Source organism: Streptomyces sp. CA-251247 (assembly GCF_050952975.1).
GTDB lineage: Bacteria > Actinomycetota > Actinomycetes > Streptomycetales > Streptomycetaceae > Streptomyces > Streptomyces achmelvichensis.
In genome coordinates this window covers 5,612,226-5,637,480 of sequence record NZ_CP191861.1, presented here as the reverse complement: position 1 = coordinate 5,637,480, position 25,255 = coordinate 5,612,226, and the positions used below count along the sequence as shown (strand labels likewise).

Sequence of the window (25,255 nt, the reverse complement as noted above, 5' to 3'; positions counted from 1 at the left end):
GCCGACCCTCTGCGCCCGGCCCTAAACTTTCGGCAGCAGCCGAATCTTCAGGAGCCCGCCATGCCGTCCGCCATGCACTTCCGGGAGGCGGACCTTCTGCGCATCCGGTTCGCCGTGTCACCGCTCTGGGAGACGCACGAGGCCGTACGCACCCTCAAGCGTCCCGACCGGCACGGCTACCACCTGCCCTGGCTCGCCCGGATCCGGCGGGACGCCGCGCGGCTCGACCTCTCCGCCCTGTGGCTGCTGATGCCCCGGCGCGGACACGCCCCCGACTTCCTCGGGCCGCCGCCCATCGGTCCCGCCGCGTCCTTCGGCGAGGAGATCGCCTCCGTACGGGCCGCGGATCCCGAGTCCGCCCGCCGGGACATGGCGTGGTCGCTGGCCTGCACCCCCGGCGCGGCCGAGTCGCCCGCGGGCCGGGCGCTGCTCTGCGATCCCGACCGCGCGGTCCACGAGCTCGCCGACCGTCTGGAGGAGGCGTGGCACGTCCTGGTCGAGCCCGAGTGGCCCCGGCTGCGCACACTGCTGGAGGCCGACGTGGCCTTCCACTCGCGCCGGCTCGCCGACACCGGCATCGAGGGTCTGTTCGCCGATCTGCACCCCCGGCTGCGGTGGGCCGACGGCACGCTGACGCTGGAGCAGAGCTCGGACCATGTGCGCCATCTCGACGGCCAGGGACTGATGCTGCTGCCCAGCGTCTTCTGCTGGCCGGACGTCGTGACCGGCTTCGAACCGCCCTGGCAGCCGACTGTCGCCTACCCGGCACGCGGGATCGGGGCCCTGTGGACGGAGCCCGCTCGGAGCACACCGGACGCGCTGGCCCGGCTGCTCGGTCCCAAGCGCGCGTCCGTGCTCGTCGCCCTGGACGAGCCCGCGGGGACGAGTGCCCTCGCCCACCGGCTGCGTCTCGCGCCCTCGTCCGTGTCCGCGCATCTGTCGGTGCTGCGGGACGCGGGCCTGCTGACCTCACGCCGCTACGGCCACCAGGTCCTCTACGAGCGGACCCCGCTCGGCATCGCCCTGACGGCCTCGCACCCCGGCGCCTGACCCGGCTGCGGCACTCAACGGCGGGTGGAGCGCCGCAGCTTGTGCCGGACGGCGCGCTGGGCCACCGGACCGAGTTCGTCGAGGGCGGCCGCCAGGGCCGTGAGCTGCTCCAGGGCGGCGAGCGCACGCTCCGCGCCGCCCGGGTCGACGCCCTCGTACAGTTCGAGGCCCACGAACGACGCGGCGACCGCGCGCGCGAGGCCCACCGGGTCGGCGAACTCCCCGAGCGGAGAAGCCGCGAGGACCCTGACCAGTACCGTCTCGATCTCGGCGATCCACAGCTCCAGGCCCGCGGCCGTGGCGGGCGCGAGGCGCGGCTGGGTCTGTGCTCCGGCGAGCAGCTGACCGAGGACCGCGACATGGCCGCCGGCCCGTTCCTCGGCGTGCATCTCGCGCCCGAGCGCGAGGAGTTCGGCCAGCGTGCCGATCCGGCCGAGCCGTTCGCGGTAGCGGGACACCCGCTGCTCCGCACCGTGGCGGCAGGCCGCGGCGAGCAGTTCGTCGACAGAGCCGAAGTGGTAGAAGACGAGCGCCTGGTTGACTCCGGCGGCGGCGGCGATGGAGCGGGCGGAGGTCTTGGCGATGCCCTGCTCGGTGAGCGTGCGCAACGCTCCTTCCAGCAGCTTCTCCTTGGTCTCCTGGCTCACGCCCGTATCTCCTCGCGTACCGGGCGCAGCCCGGCGCGCACCCCGTGCGAGCGTACGTCGACGTACTCGGCCGTGAACGAGCCCTCGTAGCCGAAGAGCGGCCCGAAGCGGCGGTTGGTCACCCGCACCCGGATGCGGAAGCGGCCGGTGGCGTCGTCGTAGGACTCGCGTACTTCGGCGTCGCCGCCGATCAGTTCGGGAACCCGCAGGTCCACCGGCCCCTCGCGGAAGCGGTGTTCGCCGGAGCGGATGAGCAGCGAGCCGTCGGGCTCGGCGAAGAGGCGCAGGTCGCTGGCGAGATGCTGGTGCGTGCCGAGATAGTCGACGATGCGGTCGCCCGCCGGGCCGGCGATCATCGTCGCGTCGAAGCGGCGCGGCCCACCGGGCAGGGCGAAGGTCCGGACGAAGGTGACGGTCTCCCGGCCGTAGCTGTCGGCGTAGGGGACGTTCTCGATGGTGAAGGGGACGCCGCGACCGGTGCGCGGCACCAGGATGTTGCGGCTGCCGCCCAGGGACAGGAACGGTTTGACGAAACCGCGGCCGTGCCAGATACGGTCCATCACCCCCCGTCCGACACATGCTTCACCGGACGCCAGTCCGACGGAGAAGCGGCGCTGGAGCTGCGGGTGCAGCCGGCCGAAGTCATTGCCCATGACGGTACGGAAGATCGAGCTCATGCGTGCTCCAGGGTGTTCGTCCGCTCCAGGGAGCCGAGGAGTGCGGGCGCGGCCGCCGGTCCCGGCGGGGTGCGCAGACAGCGGCGGGCGGCCGGCGTGCGGGGCGAGGGCGGCAGGACGACCGCCACGAGGGCGGCCGCGAGCCCCGCGAGGGGGTCCATCGACAGGGCGGTCCCGGCGGCGAGCACCCGGACGCCGAGGTCGGTGAGTGCGTGGACCAGTGCGCGTTCGGGGGTGATGCCCCGCTCGCACCACAGCCGCAGCCGGTCGAAGGACCAGGCGGTGGCCCATCCCATGAGTGGACGGAACACCAGGCGGTCCGCGACGCGGCCGAAGCGGCCCCAGCGCGGTCGGTAGTCGTAGCCGGTGAGGAAGCGCACGCCGTCGCCCGTCGGTACGTATCGCCAATAGCCGCTCCCCTCCTTCAGCACCGAGAGGGGGTGCGGCGAGGCGAACCGGAGTGCGGAGACGCGGTCGCCGGCCCGGTGGCGCTCCCCCGCGGAGACACCGGTGCCGGCGACGGTCAGCCAGGGCAGGACGCGGGTCGCGTACCGGAAGCGCCGCGGCTCTCCCGGGCGACGCGGCAGGTAGTCGATCTCGGTGAAGCGCAGGTCCCACCGCTGGTGTTGCGCGGGCTCCTGGGTGCGCTCCCAGAGCGTCTCCAGCTCCGCGCGTACGCACGTCTCGATGTACAGCCTCATGCCGAACCCCCGTACAGCCGGTTTTGAGCGATCGCTCAAAAGGAAGGTAGCAAGGATTTGAGCGGTCGCTCAACCCCGAGACTCCATCCTGAACTCGACCTGCTCACGCACCTCGTGGCCCGCCTCCTGGACATGAGAAAGCCCCCGACTGTCAGGAGCCGGGGGCTGACGCGAAGAGAGTGCGGGTGGCGCGGATCAGGCGGAGAGATGCCGTTCCACCGTCGCGACCTTGGAGGTGAGACCGTCCTCGACGCCGGGCCGGATGTCGGCCTTGAGGACCAGGGAGACGCGCGGCGCGCGGGCCTCGACGACGGCGACGGCACGCTTGACCACGTCCATCACCTCGTCCCACTCCCCTTCGACCGAGGTGAACATGGCGTCCGTGCGGTGGGGCAGACCCGATGCACGGACCACACGCACGGCGTCGGCGACGTACTCCCCGACATCCTCACCCACGCCCAGGGGCGTGACGGAGAACGCGACGATCATGCGCTGACCCCGTCCTCGCGGCGGGCGCGGGAGGCGATGACGGCGTCGTCGGCCGCGCGCCGCAGCTTGCGCTCGGCATAGAAGCCGCCGAAGGGCAGCACGGAGAGGACGAAGTAGAGGGCCGCCGTCTTCAGGTCCCACTTGGTGCGGTTCCAGGCGTCCAGCCAGAAGAGCACGTAGAGGATGAAGAGCACACCGTGGATCGCGCCCATGACCGGGACCGCGTTGAACTCCGTCGTGCGCTTGAGTACCGAGCAGACGAGCAGCAGGAGGAAGGAGATGGCCTCCGGCGCGGAGACCAGGCGGAGACGGTGGAGTGACGAGGCGGTCTTGATGTCCACGGGGGCACCTTCGATGGGAGGGGCGGCAGTGATCTTGTGAACGCGCTCACAAGCGCTGCACCATTGTGGCAGCTCACTTTGCCAAGGCTTTGTCCGGGGGTCCGTCCAGGAGTCCGGGATCTTCCCTCGGGCCCTGTTCGTCCAGCGCACGTCCGGTTAACGTCGCTCCGTGGCAATGTTCCGGCTCCAAGGGAGCAAAGTGCTCGCGGTCGACATGACCGGCGACGCCGTCAAAGCGAAGAACGGCTCGATGGTCGCCTACGACGGCCAGATGGCGTTCAAGAAGATGTCCGGCGGCGGTGAGGGCATACGCGGGATGGTCACCCGCCGCCTCACCGGCGAACAGATGGTCGTGATGGAGGTGAGGGGCCAGGGCACCTGCTACTTCGCCGACCGCGCCTCCGAGATCAACCTCGTGAATCTGCACGGCGACAAGCTCTTCGTCGAGTCGAGCAATCTGCTCTGCACGGACGCGGGCCTGCGCACCGGGACCAGCTTCACCGGTCTGCGCGGCGGGGCGACGGGCAACGGCCTGTTCACCACCACCGTCGAGGGCACCGGCCAGGCCGCGATCATGTCGGACGGCCCGGCGGTGATCCTGCGGGTGACACCGCAGTACCCGCTCGCGGTCGACCCCGGCGCCTACATCGCCCACCAGGGCAACCTCCAGCAGAACTTCCAGTCGGGTGTGACCTTCCGCACGTTCCTCGGCGAGGGCGGCGGCGAGGCCTTCCAGATCCGCTTCGAGGGCGACGGACTCGTCTACGTCCAGCCCAGCGAGCGGAACACCATCGGGGGCGACGTCTGATGCCGTTCCGTGAGATCAACTCCAAGATGGTCGAGGCGACTCTCGCCCCGGGCCAGAAGATGTTCAGCCAGCGCGGCGCGATGCTCGCGTACCGCGGCGAGGTCAGCTTCACCCCGAACATGCAGGGCGGCCAGGGCGGTCTGATGTCGATGATCGGCCGGCGCGTGGCCAACGAGGCGACGCCGCTGATGACGGTCGAAGGCAATGGCACGGTGATGTTCGGCCACGGCGGCCATCACATCCAGGTCATCCAGCTCACCGGCGACACCCTCTACGTCGAGGCCGACCGGCTGCTCGCGTTCGACGGCACCCTCCAGCAGGGCACGATGTTCATGGGCTCGCAGGGCGGGGTCATGGGCATGGTCCGCGGCCAGGTGAGCGGCCAGGGCCTGTTCACCACGACGCTCAAGGGCCACGGCGCCGTCGCGGTGATGGCGCACGGCGGAGTGATCGAACTGCCGATCGTGCCCGGACGGGCGGTCCATGTGGACCCGCAGGCGTACGTGGCTCACCACGGCGACGTACGCAACAAACTCTCCACCGCGCTGGGCTGGCGCGACATGGTGGGGCGCGGCTCGGGCGAGGCGTTCCAGCTGGAACTGAGCGGCAGTGGCGCGGTGTACGTCCAGGCGTCGGAGGAGAAGCTGTGAGCACCCCGGTGGTTTTCGACCCGATGACGCTGCCGAGCGACGACAACGTCAACGCGTACACGTTCTGCGTGGAGCTCAAGGGCAGCCAGTGGTTCCTGCAGAAGGGGAAGATGATCGCCTACTACGGGCGCATCGACTTCAACGGCATCGGCCACGGCCGGCTCGACCGGCTGATGCGGACCTCGTTCCACTCGCCGCTGCACGCGAGCGACTGGGTGGTGGCCGAGGGCAGCGGCAAGATGCTGCTCGCCGACCGCGCCTTCGACGTGAACTCCTTCGACCTGGACAACGGCAATCTGACGATCCGGTCCGGCAATCTGCTCGCCTACCAGCCGACGCTGGCGCTGAAGCAGTCGATCGTGCCGGGCTTCCTGACGCTGATCGGAACCGGGAAGTTCGTCGCCGCGTCCAACGGGCCCGTGGTCTTCATGGAGCCCCCGCTCCGGGTGGACCCGCAGGCGCTGGTGGGCTGGGCCGACTGCCCCTCCCCCTGTCACCACTACGACCACGGCTATATGACCGGCGTGATGGGAGGCCTGCGTGCGATGACCGGGATCGGCGGCGCCTCCGGTGAGGAGCACCAGTTCGAGTTCATCGGCGCGGGCACGGTGCTGCTCCAGTCGACCGAGATGCTGATGGCGGAGACGGCGACCGGTGCCGTACCGCACCAGGCGGGGGTGCCGGGCGGCCACGGCGGAGGGACCCCAGGTCAACCGGGGGGCAGCCCCCGTCTCCCCGGTCAGCTGGGGGACCTCCAGCGTCGCTTCGGCCTGTGAGCGGTAGTCTGCGGAGTGTGACGTCGAACGTCTGCACCCACCGGTGCGCTGCGCCTTTCGTGTACCGGGTGCCCGGCGTCACAGCTCACAATTCGTCCGTCTTTCAACTTCTTAGGTAGAATCCATATATGGAGACCGAGACGGCCACCCGCTGGCTGACCGATGACGAGCAGTGCGCCTGGCGCACGCACCTGGACGTCAGCCGACTGCTGATGCACCAGCTCGAGAAGGACCTCCAGCCGTTCGGCCTGACCAACAACGACTACGAGATCCTGGTCAACCTCTCGGAGTCACCGGACCGGCGTATGCGGATGAGCGACCTGGCGGCGGCCACGCTCCAGTCCAAGAGCCGCCTCTCCCACCAGATCACGCGCATGGAGAGCGCGGGCCTGGTCCGCCGGGAGAACTGCGAGTCCGACCGCCGCGGGCTGTACGCGGTGCTCACCGACCAGGGCACCGAGACCATGCAGAAGGTCGCGCCGCACCATGTCGCGTCCGTACGCAAGCACTTCATCGATCTGCTGACGCCGGAGGCTCTCGCGGACCTGCGGGCGTCCCTCTCGCCGGTGGCCGACCACCTGCGCGGCCGGCGCGGCAAGGCGTAGCCGGGTCACGGCACTACGCGGCGGGCAGGCGGAGCTCGAAGAGCGCGCCGCCCGCCGCGGCCCGGCCCGGTTCCAGCGTCCCGCCGTGGCGCACCGCCACATCGCGGGCGATGGCGAGCCCGAGGCCCGCGCCGCCCTCGTCCCTGCTGCGGGCGTCGTCGAGGCGCACGAACCGCTCGAAGATCCGCTCCCGTTCGCTGTCGGGCACTCCGTCGCCGTCGTCCGCGACGCTGAGCACCACCTGACGCCCCTGCCTGGTCACCGAGGCGCTGACCGATGTACGCGCGTGCCGCTGGGCGTTGTCCAGGAGATTGCCCAGCACCCGCGCCAACTGGCCGCGCGATCCGGTCACGTCGAGCCCCTCGCCGGCCTCCACCACCACCGCGATCCGGTCACCCGTCCGCTGTGACGTCTCCTCCCGCACCAGCGCGGCCAGGTCCAGCCGGCTGCTCCCGGGCCGCTCCCCCGCGTCCAGCCGGGCCAGCAGCAGCAGATCGGCGGCGAGCTGCTGAAGCCGTACGGTGTCCTCCACCGCGCCCGGCACATCCAGCAACTCCGGGTGGGCCACACCCACTTCGAGCTGGGTGCGCAGCGAGGCGATGGGGCTGCGCAGCTCGTGCGAGGCGTCCGCGACGAAGGCACGCTGCCGCTGGACGGAGGCCTCCAGGGCGGCCAGCGTCTCGTTGGTCGTCCGGGCCAGCCGTGCGACCTCGTCCCGCGAGCCGGGCTCCGGCACGCGCCGGGAGAGATCCTCGGACGCCGTGATCGCCGCCATCTCGCTCCGGATGCCCTCGACGGGCTGAAGGGCGCGCCGGGTCACCAGCCAGGTCACCCCGCCGACGACGACCAGCAGCAACGGCAGCCCGACCAGCATGGCTTCGCGCACCGTGTTCACGGCGTCCTGCTCGGGAGCCAGCGGTGCGCCCGCGTAGACGGTGAGCGTGAGACCGTCGCCGTTCGCCGCCTCGACGGCGGCGAACCGGTACTCGGCACTCTCGCCGTCCACCGTGGCACTGCCCGTGCTGAACCGCGGCTCCGCGCTCGACACCTCGCCCGGGCGCGGATCGTCGTCCTGCTCCTGCCCGTCGTCATCGTCGTCGCCGGCGGGCGGCTGGACGGCACCCTGGGGCTTGACCTGGCCGGTCGCGGTGCCGGAGATGCTCTCCAGCCCTTCGCTCACGGCCCGTACCCGGCCCTTCTCGTCGACGATCTGCACCGGCCGCTCATCGCCGTCGGGCAGGTCGAGCCGGTCGAACGCCGTGCCCAGGGCGACCTGGGACGCCGTCTCGCGGGCCGCGACCTCGGCCTGGAGATCCGTCTGATCGATGAGGTTGGTCCGCAGCACGAGGAGGACGGAGACACCGGCGGCGATCAGGGCGACCGCGACGACCAGCGTGGCCCCCAGAGCGGCTCGCGCCCGCACCGACCTCATGACGTGGCCACCAGACGGTAGCCCGCGCCGCGCACGGTCTGGATGCGCTCCGCGCCCAGCTTGCGGCGCAGCGAACTGATGTAGACCTCGATGATGTTGGGATCGCCCTCGTAGGCGAAGTCCCAGACGTGCTCCAGGATCTGCGCCTTGCTCACCACATCCCCCGCGCGCACGGCGAGCTGCTCCAGAACGGCGAACTCCTTGGCGGTGAGCGAGGCTTCCTCCGTACCTCTGAAGACCCGGCGGGCCGCCGTCTCCACCCGCAGATCGCCGACGTTGAGGACGGGCGAACCGGCGGCCGGACCGCGGCGGCGGAGCAGGGCCTTGATCCTCGCGACGAGGACCACGTACGAGAAGGGCTTCGTCAGGTAGTCGTCGGCACCGGTGTCGAGCCCCTCGGCCTCGTCGTACTCACCGTCCTTGGCCGTGAGCATCAGGATCGGGACGTCGTGGCCCGCGGCGCGCAGCGCCCCGCAGACGCGGTAGCCGTTCATGCCGGGCAGCATGATGTCGAGGACGACGAGGTCGTAGTCGCCCTCCGAGGCCCGGTGGAGCCCCTCCAGACCGTCGTGGACCACGTCCACGGCATAGCCCTCGGCCGTCAGTCCCCTGGCGAGGGACAGAGCGAGCCGCTTCTCGTCCTCCACGATCAGCAAACGCATGTGCCCAGGGTCGCGCACCGAAGCTGAAGAACCCTTCAGGTGGCTTCAGCTCGGGTTCAGCATCACCCGAGGAGATTGGTCCCCGTCGCAACCAACCGATCCCTAAGGACACCTCATGAAGCGCAAGATCCTGATTTCCGCAGTGGCCGTGGCGGCCCTGGTCGGCGGCGGCACCTACACCGCGGTCGCCGCGTCGGCCGACGACGCCGCGCCCACGTCGAAGGTCACCGTCTCCGAGGCGGTGGACGCGGCGCTGCAGAAGGCACCGGGCACGGTGGAGTCGGCCGGCACCGACGACGACGCGGGCGTCTGGGAGGTCGACGTGCAGGGCAAGAACGGCGACGACCGCGAGGTGACGGTGAACGCGTCGGGCAAGGCGTCCGCGGCCCAGGACGACAAGGGTGACGACTCCGATGACGACAAGTCCGACGATGGCAGGTCCGACGACGCGGCCGAGCGCAAGGCCCTGAGCGCGGCGAAGGTCGACGCCCGGCAGGCGAGCGCCGCGGCGCTGGAGTTCCGCCCGGGCACGGTCACGGAGGTCGAGTTCGACGACGGTCACTGGGAGGTAGACGTCCGTGGCAAGGACGGGGCGTCGCACGACGTGACGGTGGACGCAACCACGGGCAAGGCGTCCGCATCGCAGGACGACGCCGCCGACGACACCGACACCGACGGCTCCGACGACGACAAGACCGCCAAGACCGCCAACAGCGCGTCGGACGACGGCACTTCGAAGGACAAGGCCGACGACGGCTCGGACGACTGATTCCCGGTTCGGCCTCCGGTCGTCTCCTCGGTCGCCTGTGGGGCTTGAGCGCTCAAGCCCCGCAGGCGACCGAGGCGCGTCGTCTCACGGCCCCCGCGGACCGCCCCGTCAGGACTCCGTGAGACCCGCGACCAGTTCGTCCGCCGCCGTGTACGGGTCCAGTTCACCCGCCACGATCCGCTCCGCCAGCGCCCCCAGCCGGCGGTCACCGTGCAGATCACCGATCCGCTCACGCAGGCGGGTGACCGCGATCGTCTCGACCTCGCCCGCCGCACGGCGGGCCCTGCGCTCGGTCAGGACCCCGTGCTCCTCCATCCAGGCGCGGTGCTTCTCCAGCGCCTCGACGACCTCGTCCATGCCCTCGCCCCGGGCCGCGACCGTCTTCACGATCGGCGGGCGCCAGTCGCCCGGCCCCCGCGCCTCACCGAGACCCAGCATGTGGTTGAGCTCGCGGGCCGTCGCGTCCGCCCCGTCCCGGTCCGCCTTGTTGACGACGTAGACGTCGCCGATCTCCAGGATGCCCGCCTTCGCCGCCTGGATGCCGTCGCCCATCCCGGGCGCGAGCAGCACCACCGAGGTGTCGGCCTGCGAGGCGATCTCGACCTCGGACTGGCCCACGCCGACGGTCTCCACCAGGATCACGTCGCAGCCGGCGGCGTCCAGCACCCGGATCGCCTGCGGCGCCGCCCAGGCCAGCCCGCCGAGGTGACCGCGGGTGGCCATCGAGCGGATGTAGACACCGGGGTCGGAGGCGTGGTCCGACATCCGGACCCGGTCGCCGAGCAGCGCACCGCCGGAGAAGGGCGAGGAGGGGTCGACCGCCAGCACGCCGACCCGCTTCCCCGCCCGCCGGTAGGCGGTCACCAGCGCGGAGGTGGAGGTGGACTTGCCGACGCCGGGCGAGCCCGTCAGGCCGACGACGTACGCACCGCCGGCCAGCGGTGCCAGCGCCGCCATCACCTCGCGCAACTGCGGGGACGCCCCCTCCACCAGCGAGATCAGCCGGGCCACCGCCCTCGGCCGGCCCTCCCTCGCCTGGGCGACGAGCTGGGGGACGTCCACCATTGCCGTGCTCCTTCTCTCGACTTGCCCGGCCTACTTCGACGGCACGCGGACGATCAGCGCGTCACCCTGTCCGCCGCCGCCGCACAGCGCGGCCGCACCCACGCCGCCGCCCCGGCGCCGCAGCTCCAGCGCCAGGTGGAGCACCACCCGCGCGCCGGACATGCCGATGGGGTGGCCGAGGGCGATCGCACCGCCGTTGACGTTCACCTTTTCCGGGGATACCCCAAGATCCTTCATTGACTGCACCGCGACCGCGGCGAACGCCTCGTTGATCTCGATGAGATCCAGGTCGGAGACCGCGAGACCGTCCTTCTTCAGGGCATGCGCGATCGCGTTGGCGGGCTGCGACTGGAGGGAGTTGTCCGGCCCGGCCACGTTGCCGTGGGCGCCGATCTCCGCGATCCACTCCAGGCCGAGCTCCTCCGCCTTGGCCTTGCTCATCACGACGACCGCCGCCGCACCGTCGGAGATCTGCGAGGAGGTACCGGCCGTGATCGTGCCGTCCTTGGCGAAGGCGGGGCGCAGCTTGCTCAGCGACTCCACCGTCGTCTCGCCGCGGATGCCCTCGTCCTTGGCGAAGACGACCGGCTCGCCCTTGCGCTGCGGGATCTCGACGGGCGTGATCTCCGCCTCGAAGATGCCGTTCTTCTGCGCGGCGGCGGCACGCTGGTGGGACAGCGCCGCGATCTCGTCCTGCGCCGGGCGCTCGATACCGAGGCGGGTGTTGTGCTTCTCGGTGGACTCACCCATGGCGACGTTCTCGAACGCGTCGGTCAGACCGTCGTACGCCATGGCGTCGAGCATCTCGACGGCGCCGTACTTGTAGCCCTCGCGGGACTTCGGCAGCAGATGCGGCGCGTTGGTCATGGACTCCTGGCCGCCGGCGACGACGACATCGAACTCGCCGGCGCGGATCAGCTGGTCCGCCAGCGCGATGGCGTCGAGGCCGGAGAGACAGACCTTGTTGATGGTGAGCGCGGGAACGCTCATCGGGATGCCGGCCTTGACCGCGGCCTGGCGTGCCGGGATCTGCCCCGCGCCGGCCTGCAGCACCTGGCCCATGATCACGTACTGCACCTGGTCACCGCCGATGCCCGCGCGGTCCAGCGCCGCCTTGATGGCGAAACCGCCGAGGTCGGCACCGGAGAAGGACTTGAGTGAGCCGAGCAGACGCCCCATGGGCGTACGGGCGCCCGCGACGATCACCGAGGTGGTACCGGTCGTTCCAGACATGAGACAGGATCCCCTTTCAGCACGGGGCTGAGGAGTGAACGAGGGTTTACCTCAATGTACTGAGCGGTACTGCTCCGGGTCATCGGCCGACCGGTGTGATCGCGCGCACGTTGCGTAACCACCGCACGTGGCGCTGCACTGGGGGAATGCTGACGCGAATCGACCACATCGGGATTGCCTGCTTCGACCTCGACAAGACCGTCGAGTTCTACCGGGCCACCTACGGCTTCGAGGTCTTCCACACGGAGGTCAACGAGGAGCAGGGCGTGCGGGAAGCCATGCTCAAGATCAATGAGACGTCCGACGGCGGCGCCTCCTACCTCCAGCTCCTGGAGCCCACCCGGGAGGACTCCGCGGTGGGAAAGTGGCTGGCCAAGAACGGTGAGGGGGTGCACCACATCGCCTTCGGCACCGCGGACGTCGACGGGGACGCCCAGGCCGTCCGCGACAAGGGTGTGCGTGTTCTCTACGACGAGCCGCGTATCGGCTCCATGGGCTCCCGTATCACTTTTCTCCACCCCAAGGACTGCCATGGCGTGCTGACCGAACTCGTCACCTCTGCAACGGAGCACTGACCGCTGGATTCCCGGCCCGGTAGAGTGGGCGATTCCGGGCCGGGGCCGGGTCGGGGCCGCGCCGCGTTCCCTCCGTTGATCTGTCACCATTCCCCGGGGGGCCGTTCGCCGGCGAACGGTGCTCGTTTGGAGAGAGTTGCGACCAGGGGACGGATGGGACCGCGCAGTGCGGGGCTACGAACGCCAGGAGAGCCACCGAGCTGACGACGACCACCTCTCGCGGTTCGAAGCCGAGATGGACCGGCTGAAGACCGAGCGGGAGAAGGCCGTCCAGCACGCCGAAGACCTCGGCTACCAGGTCGAGGTGTTGCGCGCCAAGCTCCACGAGGCGCGACGCAGTCTCGCCTCCCGTCCGGCGTACGACAATGCGGACATCGGCTACCAGGCCGAGCAGTTGCTCCGGAACGCCCAGATCCAGGCGGATCAGCTCAGGACGGACGCCGAGCGCGAACTGCGCGACGTCCGTGCCCAGACGCAGCGCATCCTCCAGGAGCACGCCGAGCACCAGGCCCGTCTCCAGGCCGAGCTGCACACCGAGGCGAACCAGCGCCGGCAGCGCCTGGACCAGGAGCTGGCCGAGCGCCGTCAGACCGTCGAGGCGCACGTCAACGAGAATGTCGCCTGGGCCGAGCAGCTGCGCGCCCGTACCGAGGCCCAGGCCCGCCGACTCCTCGAGGAGTCCCGCGCCGAGGCCGAGAAGTCGCTGGCCGCCGCCCGCGCGGAGGCCGCCCGGGTCGCCGAGGAGTCCGGCCGGCGCCTCGGATCCGAGGCCGAGTCGGCCCGCTCGGAGGCCGAGTCGATCCTGCTGCGCGCCCGCAAGGACGCCGAACGGCTGCTGAACGCCGCCTCCAACCAGGCGCAGGAAGCCACCAGCCACGCCGAGCAGCTGCGGACCTCCACCACCGCCGAGTCCGACCAGGCTCGCCAGCAGGCCGCTGAGCTGAGCCGCTCGGCGGAACAGCGGATACAGGAGGCCGAGGAGAAGCTGCGCGAGTCCCGCGCGGAGGCCGAGAAGCTGGTCTCCGAGGCCAAGGACGCGGCGGCCAAGCAGCTGGCGTCCGCCGATTCGGTCAACGAGCAGCGCACCCGTACGGCCAAGGCCGAGATCGCCCGGCTGGTCGCCGAGGCCACCACCGAGTCCGAGGCGCTCAAGGCGGACGCCGAGCAGGCACTCGCCGACGCCCGCGCGGAGGCCGAGAAGGTCGTCGCCGCCGCCGCGGAGAAGGCCCGTACGTCCGTGGCGGAGGACTCCGCCGCCCAGCTCGCGAAGGCGGCGCGTACCGCCGAGGAGGTCCTGACCAAGGCCTCCGACGACGCCCGGGAGACCACCCGCAAGGCGGGCGAGGAGGCCGAGCGGATCCGCCGCGAGGCCGAGTCCGAGGCGGACCGGCTGCGCGGCGATGCCGCCGAGCAGGCCGACCAGCTCAAGGGCGCGGCCAAGGACGACACCAAGGAGTACCGCGCCAAGACCGTCGAGCTTCAGGAGGAGGCGCGCCGGCTGCGCGGCGAGGCCGAGCAGTTGCGCGCCGAGGCCGTCGCCGAGGGCGAGCGCATCCGCGGCGAGGCCCGCCGGGAGGCCGTGCAGCAGATCGAGGAGGGGGCCAGTACCGCCGAGGATCTGCTCACCAAGGCACGCGCGGACGCCGACGAACTGCGCTCCGGCGCGAGCAGCGACAGCGAGCGCGTACGCACCGAGGCCATCGAGCGCGCGACGACGCTGCGCCGGCAGGCCGAGGAGACCCTGGAGCGCACCCGCGCCGAGGCCGAGCGGCTGCGGGTGGAGGCGGAGGAGGAGGCGGACTCCGTCCGGGCCGCGGCCGAGCAGGCCGCCGAGGCCGTCCGCGAGGAGACCGAGCGGGGGGTGGCGGCCCGTCAGGAGGAGGCCGCCGACGAACTGCGGCGTCTGCACACCGAGGCCGAGTCCCGCCTCGCCTCCGCCGAGCAGAATCTGACCGACTCGCGTGCCGAGGGCGAGCGCATCCGCCGCGAGGCCGCCGAGGAGACCGAGCGGCTGCGCACCGAGGCCGCCGAGCGGATCCGTACGCTCCAGGCCCAGGCCGAGCAGGAGGCCGAGCGGCTGCGCACCGAGGCCGCGGCCGACTCCTCCACGACCCGTGCCGAGGCCGAGAACATCGCGGTACGGCTGCGCAGCGACGCCGCGAGCGAGGCCGAGCGGCTCAAGAACGAGGCACAGGACACTGCCGACCGGCTGCGTGCCGAGGCGGCCGCCGCCGCCGACCGGGTGGGCGCCGAGGCCGCCGAGGCACTGGGCGCGGCCCAGGAGGAAGCCGTACGCCGCCGTCGTGAGGCCGAGGAGATCCTCGAGTCCGCGCGCGGCGAAGCGGACCAGGAGCGCGAGCGCGCCCGCGAGCAGAGCGAGGAACTCCTCGCGTCCGCCCGCAATCGCGTCGAGGAGGCGCAGACCGAGGCGCACCGGCTCGTCGAGGAGGCCGACCGCCGCGCGACCGAGATGGTCGCCGCGGCCGAGCAGACCGCCAAGCAGGTACGCGACTCCGTCCAGGGGCTGCACGAGCAGGCCGAGCAGGAGATCACCGGTCTGCGGTCCGCCGCCGAGCACGCGGCGGAGCGCACCAGGTCCGAGGCGCAGGACGAGGCGGACCGTGTCCGTACCGACGCGCACGCCGAGCGCGAGCGCGCGGCCGAGGACGCGGCCCGGCTGCGGACACGGGCCCAGGAGGAGACCGACGCGGCGAATTCACTCGCCGAACGGACCGTCACCGAAGCGATCACCGAGTCGGACCGGCTGCGGGCCGACACCCAGGAGTACGTCCAGCGGATGCGGACGGAGGCGTCGGACGCCGTCGCCTCCGCCGAGCAGGACGCGGCCCGCGCCCGGGCCGAGGCGCGCGAGGACGCCAACCGCATCCGTTCCGAGGCGGCCGCCCAGGCGGACCGTCTGATCGGCGAGGCGACGAGCGAGTCGGAGCGGGTCCGTTCCGAGAGCGACGGGATCCTCGACGAGGCGCGCCAGGCCGCCGACAAGCGCCGCGCGGACGCCGCCGAGCAGGCCGACCAGCTCATCAACGAGGCGGCCAGCGAGGCGGAGCGGCTGCGCGCCGAGGCGGCGGAGACGGTGGGCTCGGCCCAGCAGGCCGCCGAGCGCATCCGGGCCGAGGCGCAGAGGCTCAAGGCGGAGGCGGAGGCCGAGGCCGAGCGCATGCGCAGCGAGGCCCGCGACGAGGCCGACCGGACGGTCGACGAGGCACGTGAGGCTTCGGCGAAGCGCCGGGCGGACGCCGCCGAACAGGCCGACCAGCTCATCAACAAGGCCCAGGAAGAGGCGCTGCGCGCCGCGCTGGAGGCCGAGGAGCAGGCCGACACGATGGTCGGCGCGGCCCGCACCGAGGCCGACCGGCTGGTCGCCGAGGCGACCGTCGAGGGCAACTCCCGGGTGGAGAAGGCCCGGACGGACGCCGACGAACTGCTCGTCGGCGCACGCCGGGACGCCGCCGCCATAAGAGAGCGCGCCGAGGAGCTGCGCACCCGCATCGAGGCCGAGATCGACGAGCTGCACGAGCGGGCCCGGCGGGAGACGTCCGAGCAGATGAAGACAGCGGGCGAGCGCGTCGACCAGCTGGTGAAGGCTGCCACGGAGCAGCAGGCCGAGGCCGAGGCGAAGGCCAAGGAGCTGGTGTCCGAGGCCAATTCGGAGGCCGGCAAGGTCCGTATCGCCGCGGTGAAGAAGGCCGAGGGCCTCCTGAAGGAGGCCGAGCAGAAGAAGGCCGAGCTGACCCGTGAGGCGGAGCGGATCAAGGCGGACGCGGAGGCCGAGGCCGAACGTCTGGTCGGCGAGGGCCAGCGTGAGCTCGATGTGCTGGTGCGCCGGCGCGAGGACATTCAGGCCGAGATTTCCCGTGTCCAGGACGTACTCGAGGCGTTGGAGTCTTTCGAGGCGCCCGGCGGGGGCAAGGACGGGGGCGTCAAAGCGGGTGCAACAGCGGGGGTTACACGTTCGAGTGGCAAGTCCCACGAGAGCTAGCCACTCAAAAGGCTGGACATTCTCCAGATCAAACGGGCATCCGCTCGATGACACGCCGCTTCGGCCCCTAGGATTCCCCCTATCACCTCACCGGTCTCATTCGACAGGAACCCCATGAGCGACACTTCCTCCCCCTTCGGCTTCGAGCTCGTGCGGCGTGGTTACGACCGCGGTCAGGTGGATGACCGCATTACCAAGCTCGTCGCCGACCGTGATAGTGCACTCGCCCGAATCACCTCTCTGGAAAAGCGCATCGAGGAGCTCCACCTCGAGACGCAGAACGCCCAGGCCCAGGTCAGCGACGCAGAGCCGTCGTACGCCGGTCTCGGTGCGCGCGTCGAGAAGATCCTCCGCCTCGCCGAGGAGGAGGCGAAGGACCTGCGCGAGGAGGCCCGTCGCGCGTCCGAGCAGCACCGTGAGCTGGCCGAGTCCGCCGCGCAGCAGGTGCGCAACGACGCCGAGTCGTTCGCCTCCGAGCGCAAGGCCAAGGCCGAGGACGAAGGCGTCCGGATCGTCGAGAAGGCGAAGGGCGACGCCTCCACGCTGCGCAGCGAGGCGCAGAAGGACGCGCAGTCCAAGCGCGAGGAGGCCGACGCGCTCTTCGAGGAGACCCGCGCCAAGGCCGCCCAGGCCGCCGCGGACTTCGAGACGAACCTGGCCAAGCGCCGCGAGCAGTCCGAGCGCGACCTGGCCTCGCGTCAGGCGAAGGCCGAGAAGCGCCTGGCGGAGATCGAGCACCGCGCCGAGCAGCTGCGCCTGGAGGCCGAGAAGCTGCGCACGGACGCGGAGCGCCGCGCCCGTCAGACGGTGGAGACGGCGCAGCGCCAGGCCGAGGACATCGTGGCCGACGCGAACGCCAAGGCCGACCGGATCCGCAGCGAGTCGGAGCGCGAGCTGGCGGCGCTCACCAACCGCCGCGACTCGATCAACGCGCAGCTGACCAACGTCCGCGAGATGCTGGCCACGCTGACCGGTGCCGCCGTGGCCGCGGCCGGCACCCCCGCCGACGACGAGCCGATCTCCCGCGGCGTCCCGGCGCAGCAGTCCCGCTAGCACAGCCCGTTTCCTGAGCCCCGCTCAGGGACGTACGCCGTATCGCCGAGTGCCCGGCGCCCTGATGGGTGCCGGGCACTCGCGTGTTCGCCCGACGTGTGCTCGACGGCCGCGAGAAAGTCCCTTCCGCCCGGTGGCGCACGCCATCCCCGGCCCTTAGCGTGGCCGCATGATCGAGCTTGAGGGCCTCACCAAGCGCTTCGGCAGCAAGGTCGCCGTCGACCATCTTTCGTTTCAGGTCAGGCCGGGGATGGTGACCGGGTTCCTCGGTCCCAACGGGGCGGGCAAGTCGACGACGATGCGGATGATGCTCGACCTCGACAATCCGACGAGCGGCACCGTACGGATCGACGGCAAGCACTACCGGGACCTCGACGAGCCTTTGAAGTACATCGGCGCGCTGCTGGACGCCAAGGCCATGCACGGTGGCCGGACCGCGTACAACAACCTGCTGTGCCTGGCCCAGGCGAACCGCATCCCGGCCGCGCGCGTCTCGCAGGTCCTCGATGTCGTCGGGCTGAGCGCGGTGGCGAAGAAGAAGTCGAAGGGCTTCTCGCTCGGTATGGGCCAGCGGCTGGGAATCGCGTCGGCCCTGCTCGGTGATCCAGAGATCTTGATGTTCGACGAACCGGTCAATGGTCTGGACCCCGAGGGAATTCACTGGATCCGCAATCTGATGAAGACTCTTGCATCAGAAGGTCGCACGATCTTCGTCTCCTCGCACCTGATGAGCGAAATGGCTCTGACCGCCGATCACTTGATCGTGATCGGGCAGGGCAAGCTGCTGGCCGACACATCGATGGCGGCTTTCATCCAGGAGAACTCCCGGAGTTATGTGCGGATGCGCTCGCCGCAGCAGGAGCGACTTCGCGATGTGCTCCATGAATCGGGTTTCGTCGCGGTCGAATCGGGAAACGGCACGCTGGAGATCGACGGCACCGGTCCCGAGGAGCTCGGTGAACTGGCCGCCCGGCACCAGATCGTTCTGCACGAACTGAGCTCCCAGCGCGCGTCGCTGGAGGAAGCCTTCATGCAGATGACCGCGGGTGCGGTGGAGTACCACGCACACGGCACGTCCGAGGGCCCGCAGCCGCCCGCCGCCCCACCGGGCCCCCAGTGGGGCCAGAGCTACCAGAGCAGCAAGGGAGCCTGACCCATGGCCTCGGTGCCCGCGGTCCTTCAGTCCGAGTGGACCAAGATCCGTACGGTGTCGTCGACGACCTGGACGCTGGTGTGCGCGTTCGCGGTCACCGTCGCGATGGGGGCCGCGCTCAGCGCGCTGCTGGCCTCGACGTTCGACGATCTGTCACCCGAGGAGCAGCTCACGTTCGACCCGACCTTCATCAGCTTCTCCGGAATGATCCTGGGTCAGCTGGCGATGGTGGTCTTCGGTGTGCTGGTGGTCGGCACGGAGTACAGCTCCGGCATGATCCGCACCTCGCTCGCCGCCGTACCGCAGCGTGCGACGTTCCTCTTCAGCAAGCTGGCGGTGGCCACGGTGCTGGCGCTCGTCGTGGGCCTCGCGACGAGCTTCGTGGCCTTCTTCCTCGGCCAGGCGCTGCTGGGCGAGCACCGGACGACGATCGGCGCGGACAACGTCCTGCGCGCGGTCGTCGGCGGCGGTCTCTACATGGGCCTCATCGCGCTGTTCTCGATGGCGGTCGCGACGATGCTGCGCAGCTCGATGCTCTCGCTCGGCATCCTGATGCCGTTCTTCTTCCTGGTCTCGCAGATCCTCGCGTCGGTCCCCAAGGCGAAGGACGTCGCCCGTTACTTCCCCGACCAGGCCGGCTCCAAGATCATGCAGGTGGTCCCGGACGCGATGGGCAGCGACAAGGCTCCGTACGGCCCGTGGGCGGGGCTCGGGATCATGGTGCTCTGGGTGGTGGCGGCGCTGATCGGCGGCTATCTGGTACTGAAGAAGAGGGACGCCTGACGGGCGGATCGTCCCCCTCGGGCAGCAGCCGGTCGAAGTCTCGCCAGCCGCGCCAGGTCCAGACGTCCTTCTCGAGATTCGGCTCCAGCGGCACGAAGCGGCCGGTCTCGAAGTCGTCGCCGCCGAGGTCGAACCAGCGCTCGTCGACGACTTCGGTTCCCATGCCGACGGTCCGGGCGGTCAGCCGCACGAGGAGCTTCGCCCCGTGCGACCGCGACAGGTCCTTGCCCTGGATCTCGGAAACGGGCAGCTGCGGCACGGGAGCGTCGACCGGGATCCACACCGTGAACGGCGCTCCGCGCTCCACCGCGAGCCAGGAGCGCTCGTCGGCCGGCTCCCCCTTCTCGTCCAGCACCCGGAGCCACTTCTTGTAGATCACCAGACTGCCGTCGTGCGGCGACCGCTCCAGATAGCGCAGATGGACCCGGGCCTTCAGGTCGACGACCGAGAGGTTGTCGAGATGGTTGTAGAAGCGGACCGCGATGATGGCGTCCTCGCTCTCCGCGTGCATCCGTGCGTACCCGGGGAAGTCCGCGGCCCAGGCGTGCGAGACGCTCGCCCGCCGCCGCCAGACGAACGGCCGCAGGGCGAACAGCTTGATCAGCACGATACCGAGCACCACCGCGGGCGCCAGTGCCCCGGTCAACGAGGCGAGCGTCGCCAGCAACTGGTGCGCCGAGCTGTCGTGCTCGGGGCTGAGGCTGTCCGTCCCCACGCAGGCCCGCAGCGCCTCCAGCGCGAGGTTGAGCAGCCCTTCCCCGTCGCTCAGCCGCTCGGAAACACTGCGGGGGGACTTCTCGGTCAGTGTCCACACGACCGCGATGGCGGCGGCGAGGAGCGTCAGAGCGCCCAGCGTCATCAGGAACAGCGCGTGGACGGTGCGCCCGGCGATCCACCAGCGAACCGACGTCCGATACCGCGGATGCGGTCGGCGGCTCCTCGGCCACACCCGCAACATGTTCAACTCACGCCCCCCGGTGTCGAGTTCAGCAGAAGGACAAAGCTATCTGCCCGCTTCCCCTTCGGGTCAACCGTGGCACGACGGGGCGTCCCGTAGGCTCGGCCGGGGTAGATGTGCCGTGGAAGGCTCTGCTCCGTACACGTGATCAATCGCGAAGGGCGTCTCCCGTGAAGGACCGAAGCCTCGAAGCGCTGGGCCTGGACGGCGTGCCGGCCAGGGAACCGCTGACATACCCGGGCCGCCCCACCCCCGAGCCGTCCCTGCTCGCCGGCGACAGACTGCTCCAGCTGGACGTCCGGCCGCTGCGGCTCGGTGAGTGGTACGTGGAGGAGCAGTCACAGCAGCACCGTCTCGATCAGGCGCTGTCCGACCTCGGCCAGGTGGTGACCGGCCGCCGTCACCCGGTGATCGCGGTGGGGTCCAACGCCTCGCCGGGGCAGGTCAGTCACAAGCTCACCCGGCTCGGCATCCCGGCGACGGTGCCCATGGTGCCGGTGCGGGTCGGCGGCATCGGGGTCGGCTGCTCGGGGCACATCAGTCCGGCCGGCTATGTGGCGGGCACGCCGTACGTGGCCCGCGACGCCTCCGCCGTCCTCGTCGTCGCCTGGCTGGATTCCACCCAGCTGAAGGCCGTCGACGACACGGAGTTCCCCGACTACCGGCGGGCCATACTGCCCGGCGACGAGTTCCCCATGACCATGCCGTCCGGCGAGCGTCTGAGCGGCGCCTACATCTACTTCAGCGCCCACGGCGTCCTCGCGGGGCCCGACGGCACTCCCCGGCCCGGTGGCGGCGACCAGTCCGAGCTGCTCGGCTCGCTCCTCGCGCAGTCGCCCCGGCTGCGCGAGCTGCTCGGGCCCGACCCGGCGACCTGGGTGAAGAAGGCCGGCGCCGACCCGGCGCTGCGTGAGGAAGGGACCCTGATCTTCGGATCGGAGGGCTGGGTGCTGCCGCAGACCGACTTCCTTCCCTACCTCGACGACTCCGCCGAGCTGCGGCTCTACGACGATCTGCCGCCGCTCGGCGACTCCCTGCCGTCGTAGCCGGAGCGTTACGACGTGGCCGGAACCGTCAAGGCACGGATATCCTCCTAACTCTTACGGGGGCGTGCGGCCTGGCGGCCTATGCCCGACGACCGAAAGTCGATGGGGCTGGAGAATGATCGAGGCAGTCGGCCTGACGAAGCGCTATGGCGCCAAGACGGCCGTGTACAACCTTTCCTTCCAGGTACGGCCCGGCGCCGTCACCGGGTTCCTCGGGCCCAACGGTGCCGGCAAGTCGACGACGATGCGGATGATCCTCGGGCTCGACAACCCGACCGCCGGCACCGTCACGGTCTGCGGCGCCCCCTTCCGGCAGGTGCCGAACGCGCCCCGGCAGGTCGGGGCCCTGCTGGACGCCAAGGCCGTGCACGGCGGGCGCAGCGCGCGCAACCACCTGCTGTCCCTCGCCCAGCTGTCCGGCATCCCGGCCCGCCGCGTGGACGAGGTCCTCGGCGTCGTCGGCCTCCAGGAGGTCGCCAAGCGGCGCTCCAAGGGCTTCTCGCTGGGCATGGGCCAGCGGCTCGGCATCGCGGCCGCGCTGCTCGGCGACCCCCAGGTGCTGCTCTTCGACGAGCCGGTCAACGGTCTCGACCCCGAGGGCATCCTCTGGGTCCGCAACCTGATGAAGCAGCTCGCCGCCGAGGGCCGTACGGTCTTCGTCTCCTCGCACCTGATGAGCGAGATGGCGGTGACCGCCGACCACCTGATCGTGATCGGCCGGGGCCAGCTGCTCTCGGACATGAGCGTCAAGGACTTCATCTCGGCCAACTCCGCGGACTTCGCGCGGGTGCGGACGCCACACACCGAGCCGCAGCAGCGCGAGAAGCTGTCGGCCGCGCTCACCGAGGCGGGCGGCAGCGTCCTCTCGGAGCCCGACGGCGCGCTGCGGGTCACCGGGCTCGCGCTGCCGCAGATCAGTGATCTGGCGCACGCCTCGGACGTCCGGCTGTGGGAGCTCTCGCCGCACCAGGCCTCGCTGGAGGAGGCGTACATGCGGATGACGCAGGGCGCGGTGGACTACCGCTCGACGGACGACCAGAAGGCCGGCCTGATGCAGCCGCAGCAGTTCGGGTACGCACCGCCGCCGCAGCAGGTCCCGGACGTGCCGCAGCAGGGCTGGTACGCCCCGCCGCCGCCCGGCGCCCAGCCGGCCGGCCCCGTCGGACCCGTGAGCGACAACCCCTACGCGGCCGCGCCGCCCGGTGCGCCCGGGCAGCACGCGCCCGCCGCGCCGCCCGTCGCTCCCCCGGCCGCCGCTCCCGCCGACCTGACCAAGCCCGAGGACGCCCGATGACCACGCCCTACCAGCAGCAGGCCTCGTACGCCCCGAGCTCGTACGTCTCGCCGATCCCCGTGCGCAAGGCCCACCTCGGCGACGCACTGGCCTCCGAGTGGACGAAGATCCGCTCCGTGCGCTCCACCCTGTGGACGCTGGGCGTGATGATCCTGCTGATGCTCGGCATCGGCCTCGGTATCGCCGCGATCGTCTCCGCCAACGAGGTCGACCTGGAGGACCAGTCGGCGCTCGGGTTCGGCTTCTTCGGGGTGCTGCTCAGCACGATCTGCGTCATGACGCTGGGTGTGCTGACCATCGCCTCGGAGTACGGCACCGGCATGATCCGTACGACGCTGACGGCCTGCCCCAGCCGGGGCAGGGTGCTCGCCGCGAAGGCGATCGTGTTCTTCCTGCTCGTCTTCACCCTGACGACGGTCCTCGCGACGCTCGTCGCGGCGATCCAGACGTCGATGATCGACTCGGTCGAGGCGACCGGCGCGGAGTGGCTCCGGGCCACCGTCGGCGTGGGCCTGTTCGTCGCCCTGCTCGGCCTGCTGTCGCTGGCCGTCGGCGGCATGATCCGGCACTCCGCGGGCGCGATCACCATCATGATCGGCGTGATGCTGCTGCCGCTGGTCGCGGCCATGTTCATGTTCTCGCCGTCGCTCGCCGACGTGCAGGACTTCCTGCTCCAGTACGCGATCCCGAGCCAGCTCATCGGCATCTACGGCGAGGCGGCCTCGGGCAACGGCGACGGTCCGACCGGCTGGCAGCCGGTGTGGATCATGCTCGGTCTGACCATCGCGGCGATGGCCGGCGCGTTCGCCGTGCTGCGCAGCCGCGACGTGTAACCGGCTCAGTATTTCGGCGCGTTACGGGACCGCTGCACCCGCGAGGTGCGGCGGTCCTTCGCGTTCCAGCAGGCCTTGTGCCAGTGGCGCCGGTCCTCCACGCCGCCGTGCTCCGGCCAGGCGACCACGTGCGGCAGGGCGGACGGGATCTCCTGGTCGCAGCCCGGACACCGGTACCGCTTGCCCGCGGCACTTGCGCCGGCGACGTGGCGGACCGACCAGTCCTCGCCCTGCCATTCCTCGCTGCGACCGAAGCCGCCGTACCTCTCACCCGGCTCTCCGGGCGGCGCGGACGGGTTCTCGCCGCCCTTGGGGCGGTTGCGGCGCGGGGACACGTGACACCTCACGGGGCAAGTCCGGACAGTTCCCCTCCAGCCTACGGCCCGAAGTCCGGGGTACTCGTCCCGGCGGTGTGGGACGGTGGCAGCCACCGGAGGGCAGTTACCGGAAAATCGCAACAACTTCACTCCTGGCCGTGCCTATGGCACGTGTCAGACGTTAATGCCACTGGGGGGAGTGACGCGTCGGCCGCAAGGAGGCACAAGGCGATGCGCGTGGGAACTTTCGTTCTGGCGGCCCAATTCCCGGGCCAGGGACAGGGGGAGGCACTGCACCGGGCGGTGCGGTCCGCCGAGGTCGCGGAGGAGTCCGGGCTGGATTCCGTCTGGCTGGCCGAGCACCACTTCGTGCCCTACGGAGTGTGCCCCTCGGCCGTGACGCTCGCCGCACTGCTGCTCGGTCGTACGGAGAGAATCCGCGTGGGCACGGCGGTCACCGTGCTCCCCAGCGTGCACCCCGTGGCGCTCGGCGAGCAGGCCGCGCTGCTGCATCTGACCAGCGGCGGCCGCTTCTCCCTCGGCGTGGGACGCGGCGGGCCGTGGGTCGACCTGGAGGTCTTCGGATCGGGCCTCGACGCGTACGAGAGGGACTTCCCCGAATCGCTGGATCTGCTGATGCGTTGGCTGCGCGAGCCCAGCGTCGGCACCCGCGGGGACCGGTTCAGCTTCCGGGAGGTACCGGTGGTGCCCCGGCCCGACGAACTGTTCGGCGGACCGCCGAAGGGTCCCGAGGTGGTGGTCGCCTGTACGTCCCCGAGCAGCGTGACCCTCGCCGCCGAGCGCGGACTGCCGATGCTGCTCGGAATGCACTGCGGGGACGAGGAGAAGGCGGACATGGTCGCCATGTGGCGCCGGCTGGCGCTCGCCGCGGGCCACGCGCCCGAGGAGGTCGCTGAGGCCGGTCATGTGTCCGCGGGCGTGGCACAGATCGCGGACCGCGGCCCGGAGGCCAGGGAGACGCTGCTCAAGGCGATGCCGGGCTGGCTCAAGCAGGGCCTGGAGGCTCACGTGACGGTCGACGGCAGGCACCGCTCGATGCGGGACCCCGTCGCGTACACGGAACTGCTGTGCGGGCTGCACCCGGTGGGCCCGCCCCGGTTCGCCGCGGACCGGCTCGCGGCCACCGCCGAGCGCACCGGAATCCGGCGGTTCGCCCTGCTCGTCGAGGGCTCGGGCGATCTGGCGGCCACGGAGGAGAACGTACGACGGCTGGGCGAGGAAGTCCTGCCCCTGGTGTCGTGAGCCGGGACGCACCGCGCGTCCCGGGCGTGCTGCCGCTCCGGCACCAGTTGCACCTCCTGCGATGCGGAGCGGCAG

The 25,255-nt window shown here is 71.0% G+C and carries 26 protein-coding genes; 15 read left to right on the top strand and 11 right to left on the bottom strand.

The genetic code is table 11. The features are described from left to right. Window positions 1–60: 60 nt before the first annotated feature. Entirely contained in the window at window positions 61–1,050 is a 990-nt protein-coding gene (locus ACQPWZ_RS25165) for a DUF5937 family protein (RefSeq protein WP_433572432.1), read from the top strand. A 14-nt stretch (window positions 1,051–1,064) separates the two neighbouring features. On the opposite strand, the gene ACQPWZ_RS25160 is transcribed toward ACQPWZ_RS25165, so the two are convergent. The 5 genes from ACQPWZ_RS25160 to ACQPWZ_RS25140 all read right to left on the bottom strand — a co-directional run bounded on the left by ACQPWZ_RS25160 (window position 1,065) and on the right by ACQPWZ_RS25140 (window position 3,905). Continuing rightward, window positions 1,065–1,697: a TetR/AcrR family transcriptional regulator gene (locus ACQPWZ_RS25160; RefSeq protein WP_405572873.1), complete on the bottom strand. Its 633-nt coding sequence runs from the start codon at window positions 1,695–1,697 to the stop codon at window positions 1,065–1,067. Next, window positions 1,694–2,374: a DUF4166 domain-containing protein gene (locus ACQPWZ_RS25155; protein ID WP_383240266.1), complete on the bottom strand. Its 681-nt coding sequence runs from the start codon at window positions 2,372–2,374 to the stop codon at window positions 1,694–1,696. Before ACQPWZ_RS25155 ends, ACQPWZ_RS25160 begins: the two co-directional genes overlap by 4 nt. Continuing rightward, window positions 2,371–3,075: a hypothetical protein gene (locus tag ACQPWZ_RS25150; protein WP_433572431.1), complete on the bottom strand. Its 705-nt coding sequence runs from the start codon at window positions 3,073–3,075 to the stop codon at window positions 2,371–2,373. Before ACQPWZ_RS25150 ends, ACQPWZ_RS25155 begins: the two co-directional genes overlap by 4 nt. 195 nt (window positions 3,076–3,270) lie before the next feature. Next, window positions 3,271–3,564: an MTH1187 family thiamine-binding protein gene (locus tag ACQPWZ_RS25145; protein WP_433572430.1), complete on the bottom strand. Its 294-nt coding sequence runs from the start codon at window positions 3,562–3,564 to the stop codon at window positions 3,271–3,273. After that, window positions 3,561–3,905: a DUF3817 domain-containing protein gene (locus ACQPWZ_RS25140; protein ID WP_327680083.1), complete on the bottom strand. Its 345-nt coding sequence runs from the start codon at window positions 3,903–3,905 to the stop codon at window positions 3,561–3,563. Before ACQPWZ_RS25140 ends, ACQPWZ_RS25145 begins: the two co-directional genes overlap by 4 nt. A gap of 175 nt (window positions 3,906–4,080) precedes the next feature. On the opposite strand from ACQPWZ_RS25140, the gene ACQPWZ_RS25135 reads away from it, so the two are divergent. The 4 genes from ACQPWZ_RS25135 (at window position 4,081) to ACQPWZ_RS25120 (ending at window position 6,744) form a co-directional block, all read left to right on the top strand. Beyond that, the gene (locus ACQPWZ_RS25135; RefSeq protein ID WP_327686744.1) at window positions 4,081–4,713 is read left to right on the top strand and encodes an AIM24 family protein; all 633 of its coding nucleotides are present in this window, start codon (window positions 4,081–4,083) and stop codon (window positions 4,711–4,713) included. Further along, a complete protein-coding gene (locus tag ACQPWZ_RS25130; protein WP_340475465.1) occupies window positions 4,713–5,363 on the top strand; it encodes an AIM24 family protein in 651 nt (216 codons plus the stop codon). The genes ACQPWZ_RS25135 and ACQPWZ_RS25130 overlap by 1 nt, the downstream gene beginning before the upstream one ends. Beyond that, window positions 5,360–6,139: an AIM24 family protein gene (locus ACQPWZ_RS25125; RefSeq protein ID WP_433572429.1), complete on the top strand. Its 780-nt coding sequence runs from the start codon at window positions 5,360–5,362 to the stop codon at window positions 6,137–6,139. The genes ACQPWZ_RS25130 and ACQPWZ_RS25125 overlap by 4 nt, the downstream gene beginning before the upstream one ends. 128 nt (window positions 6,140–6,267) lie before the next feature. Continuing rightward, window positions 6,268–6,744, top strand: a complete 477-nt coding sequence (locus ACQPWZ_RS25120; RefSeq protein ID WP_340475461.1) for a MarR family winged helix-turn-helix transcriptional regulator — start codon at window positions 6,268–6,270, stop codon at window positions 6,742–6,744. Window positions 6,745–6,757: 13 nt separating this feature from the next. Here ACQPWZ_RS25120 and ACQPWZ_RS25115 read toward each other — a convergent pair whose 3' ends face one another. Together ACQPWZ_RS25115 and ACQPWZ_RS25110 are read right to left on the bottom strand one after the other, a co-directional pair. Continuing rightward, window positions 6,758–8,176, bottom strand: a complete 1,419-nt coding sequence (locus ACQPWZ_RS25115; RefSeq protein ID WP_433572428.1) for an ATP-binding protein — start codon at window positions 8,174–8,176, stop codon at window positions 6,758–6,760. Next, window positions 8,173–8,838, bottom strand: a complete 666-nt coding sequence (locus ACQPWZ_RS25110; RefSeq protein ID WP_383246793.1) for a response regulator transcription factor — start codon at window positions 8,836–8,838, stop codon at window positions 8,173–8,175. Before ACQPWZ_RS25110 ends, ACQPWZ_RS25115 begins: the two co-directional genes overlap by 4 nt. Window positions 8,839–8,953: 115 nt before the next feature. Between ACQPWZ_RS25110 and ACQPWZ_RS25105 the strand changes: the two genes are divergently transcribed. Next, window positions 8,954–9,607 carry a PepSY domain-containing protein gene (locus tag ACQPWZ_RS25105; protein WP_433572427.1) on the top strand — a complete coding sequence of 218 codons (654 nt, stop codon included), beginning with the start codon at window positions 8,954–8,956 and terminating at the stop codon, window positions 9,605–9,607. Window positions 9,608–9,715: 108 nt separating this feature from the next. On the opposite strand, the gene meaB is transcribed toward ACQPWZ_RS25105, so the two are convergent. Together meaB and ACQPWZ_RS25095 are read right to left on the bottom strand one after the other, a co-directional pair. Continuing rightward, window positions 9,716–10,672: a methylmalonyl Co-A mutase-associated GTPase MeaB gene (gene meaB, locus ACQPWZ_RS25100; RefSeq protein ID WP_313944038.1), complete on the bottom strand. Its 957-nt coding sequence runs from the start codon at window positions 10,670–10,672 to the stop codon at window positions 9,716–9,718. A gap of 30 nt (window positions 10,673–10,702) precedes the next feature. Then, a complete protein-coding gene (locus ACQPWZ_RS25095; protein WP_340475453.1) occupies window positions 10,703–11,905 on the bottom strand; it encodes an acetyl-CoA C-acetyltransferase in 1,203 nt (400 codons plus the stop codon). Window positions 11,906–12,051: 146 nt separating this feature from the next. Between ACQPWZ_RS25095 and mce the strand changes: the two genes are divergently transcribed. The 5 genes from mce (at window position 12,052) to ACQPWZ_RS25070 (ending at window position 19,469) form a co-directional block, all read left to right on the top strand. After that, the gene (gene mce, locus ACQPWZ_RS25090; protein ID WP_313944040.1) at window positions 12,052–12,480 is read left to right on the top strand and encodes a methylmalonyl-CoA epimerase; all 429 of its coding nucleotides are present in this window, start codon (window positions 12,052–12,054) and stop codon (window positions 12,478–12,480) included. Window positions 12,481–12,646: 166 nt separating this feature from the next. Next, window positions 12,647–16,480 (top strand): polarized growth protein Scy, encoded by a 3,834-nt coding sequence (gene scy, locus ACQPWZ_RS25085; RefSeq protein WP_433572426.1) that lies wholly within the window; start codon window positions 12,647–12,649, stop codon window positions 16,478–16,480. Window positions 16,481–16,594: 114 nt separating this feature from the next. Continuing rightward, window positions 16,595–17,533 carry a cellulose-binding protein gene (locus ACQPWZ_RS25080; RefSeq protein WP_313944042.1) on the top strand — a complete coding sequence of 313 codons (939 nt, stop codon included), beginning with the start codon at window positions 16,595–16,597 and terminating at the stop codon, window positions 17,531–17,533. Window positions 17,534–17,702: 169 nt separating this feature from the next. Then, entirely contained in the window at window positions 17,703–18,686 is a 984-nt protein-coding gene (locus ACQPWZ_RS25075) for an ABC transporter ATP-binding protein (protein ID WP_328861768.1), read from the top strand. 3 nt (window positions 18,687–18,689) lie between these two features. Continuing rightward, a complete protein-coding gene (locus tag ACQPWZ_RS25070; RefSeq protein ID WP_340475451.1) occupies window positions 18,690–19,469 on the top strand; it encodes an ABC transporter permease in 780 nt (259 codons plus the stop codon). Here the strand turns inward: ACQPWZ_RS25070 and ACQPWZ_RS25065 are convergent. Beyond that, window positions 19,402–20,328 carry a hypothetical protein gene (locus ACQPWZ_RS25065; protein WP_340475450.1) on the bottom strand — a complete coding sequence of 309 codons (927 nt, stop codon included), beginning with the start codon at window positions 20,326–20,328 and terminating at the stop codon, window positions 19,402–19,404. The two genes, ACQPWZ_RS25070 and ACQPWZ_RS25065, sit on opposite strands and share 68 nt — an antisense overlap. Window positions 20,329–20,597: 269 nt before the next feature. On the opposite strand from ACQPWZ_RS25065, the gene ACQPWZ_RS25060 reads away from it, so the two are divergent. The 3 genes from ACQPWZ_RS25060 to ACQPWZ_RS25050 all read left to right on the top strand — a co-directional run bounded on the left by ACQPWZ_RS25060 (window position 20,598) and on the right by ACQPWZ_RS25050 (window position 23,600). Continuing rightward, complete coding sequence (locus tag ACQPWZ_RS25060; protein ID WP_383240292.1) at window positions 20,598–21,473, top strand: hypothetical protein; 876 nt, start codon at window positions 20,598–20,600, stop codon at window positions 21,471–21,473. A 115-nt stretch (window positions 21,474–21,588) separates the two neighbouring features. Further along, complete coding sequence (locus tag ACQPWZ_RS25055) at window positions 21,589–22,767, top strand: ABC transporter ATP-binding protein (protein WP_340475448.1); 1,179 nt, start codon at window positions 21,589–21,591, stop codon at window positions 22,765–22,767. Further along, window positions 22,764–23,600 (top strand): ABC transporter permease, encoded by an 837-nt coding sequence (locus ACQPWZ_RS25050; RefSeq protein ID WP_433572425.1) that lies wholly within the window; start codon window positions 22,764–22,766, stop codon window positions 23,598–23,600. Before ACQPWZ_RS25055 ends, ACQPWZ_RS25050 begins: the two co-directional genes overlap by 4 nt. A gap of 5 nt (window positions 23,601–23,605) precedes the next feature. Here the strand turns inward: ACQPWZ_RS25050 and ACQPWZ_RS25045 are convergent, their stop codons facing one another. Further along, complete coding sequence (locus tag ACQPWZ_RS25045; protein ID WP_383240300.1) at window positions 23,606–23,935, bottom strand: ATP/GTP-binding protein; 330 nt, start codon at window positions 23,933–23,935, stop codon at window positions 23,606–23,608. 213 nt (window positions 23,936–24,148) lie between these two features. On the opposite strand from ACQPWZ_RS25045, the gene ACQPWZ_RS25040 reads away from it, so the two are divergent. After that, window positions 24,149–25,180: an LLM class flavin-dependent oxidoreductase gene (locus ACQPWZ_RS25040; RefSeq protein ID WP_340475445.1), complete on the top strand. Its 1,032-nt coding sequence runs from the start codon at window positions 24,149–24,151 to the stop codon at window positions 25,178–25,180. The last annotated feature ends 75 nt before the right edge of the window (window positions 25,181–25,255 follow it).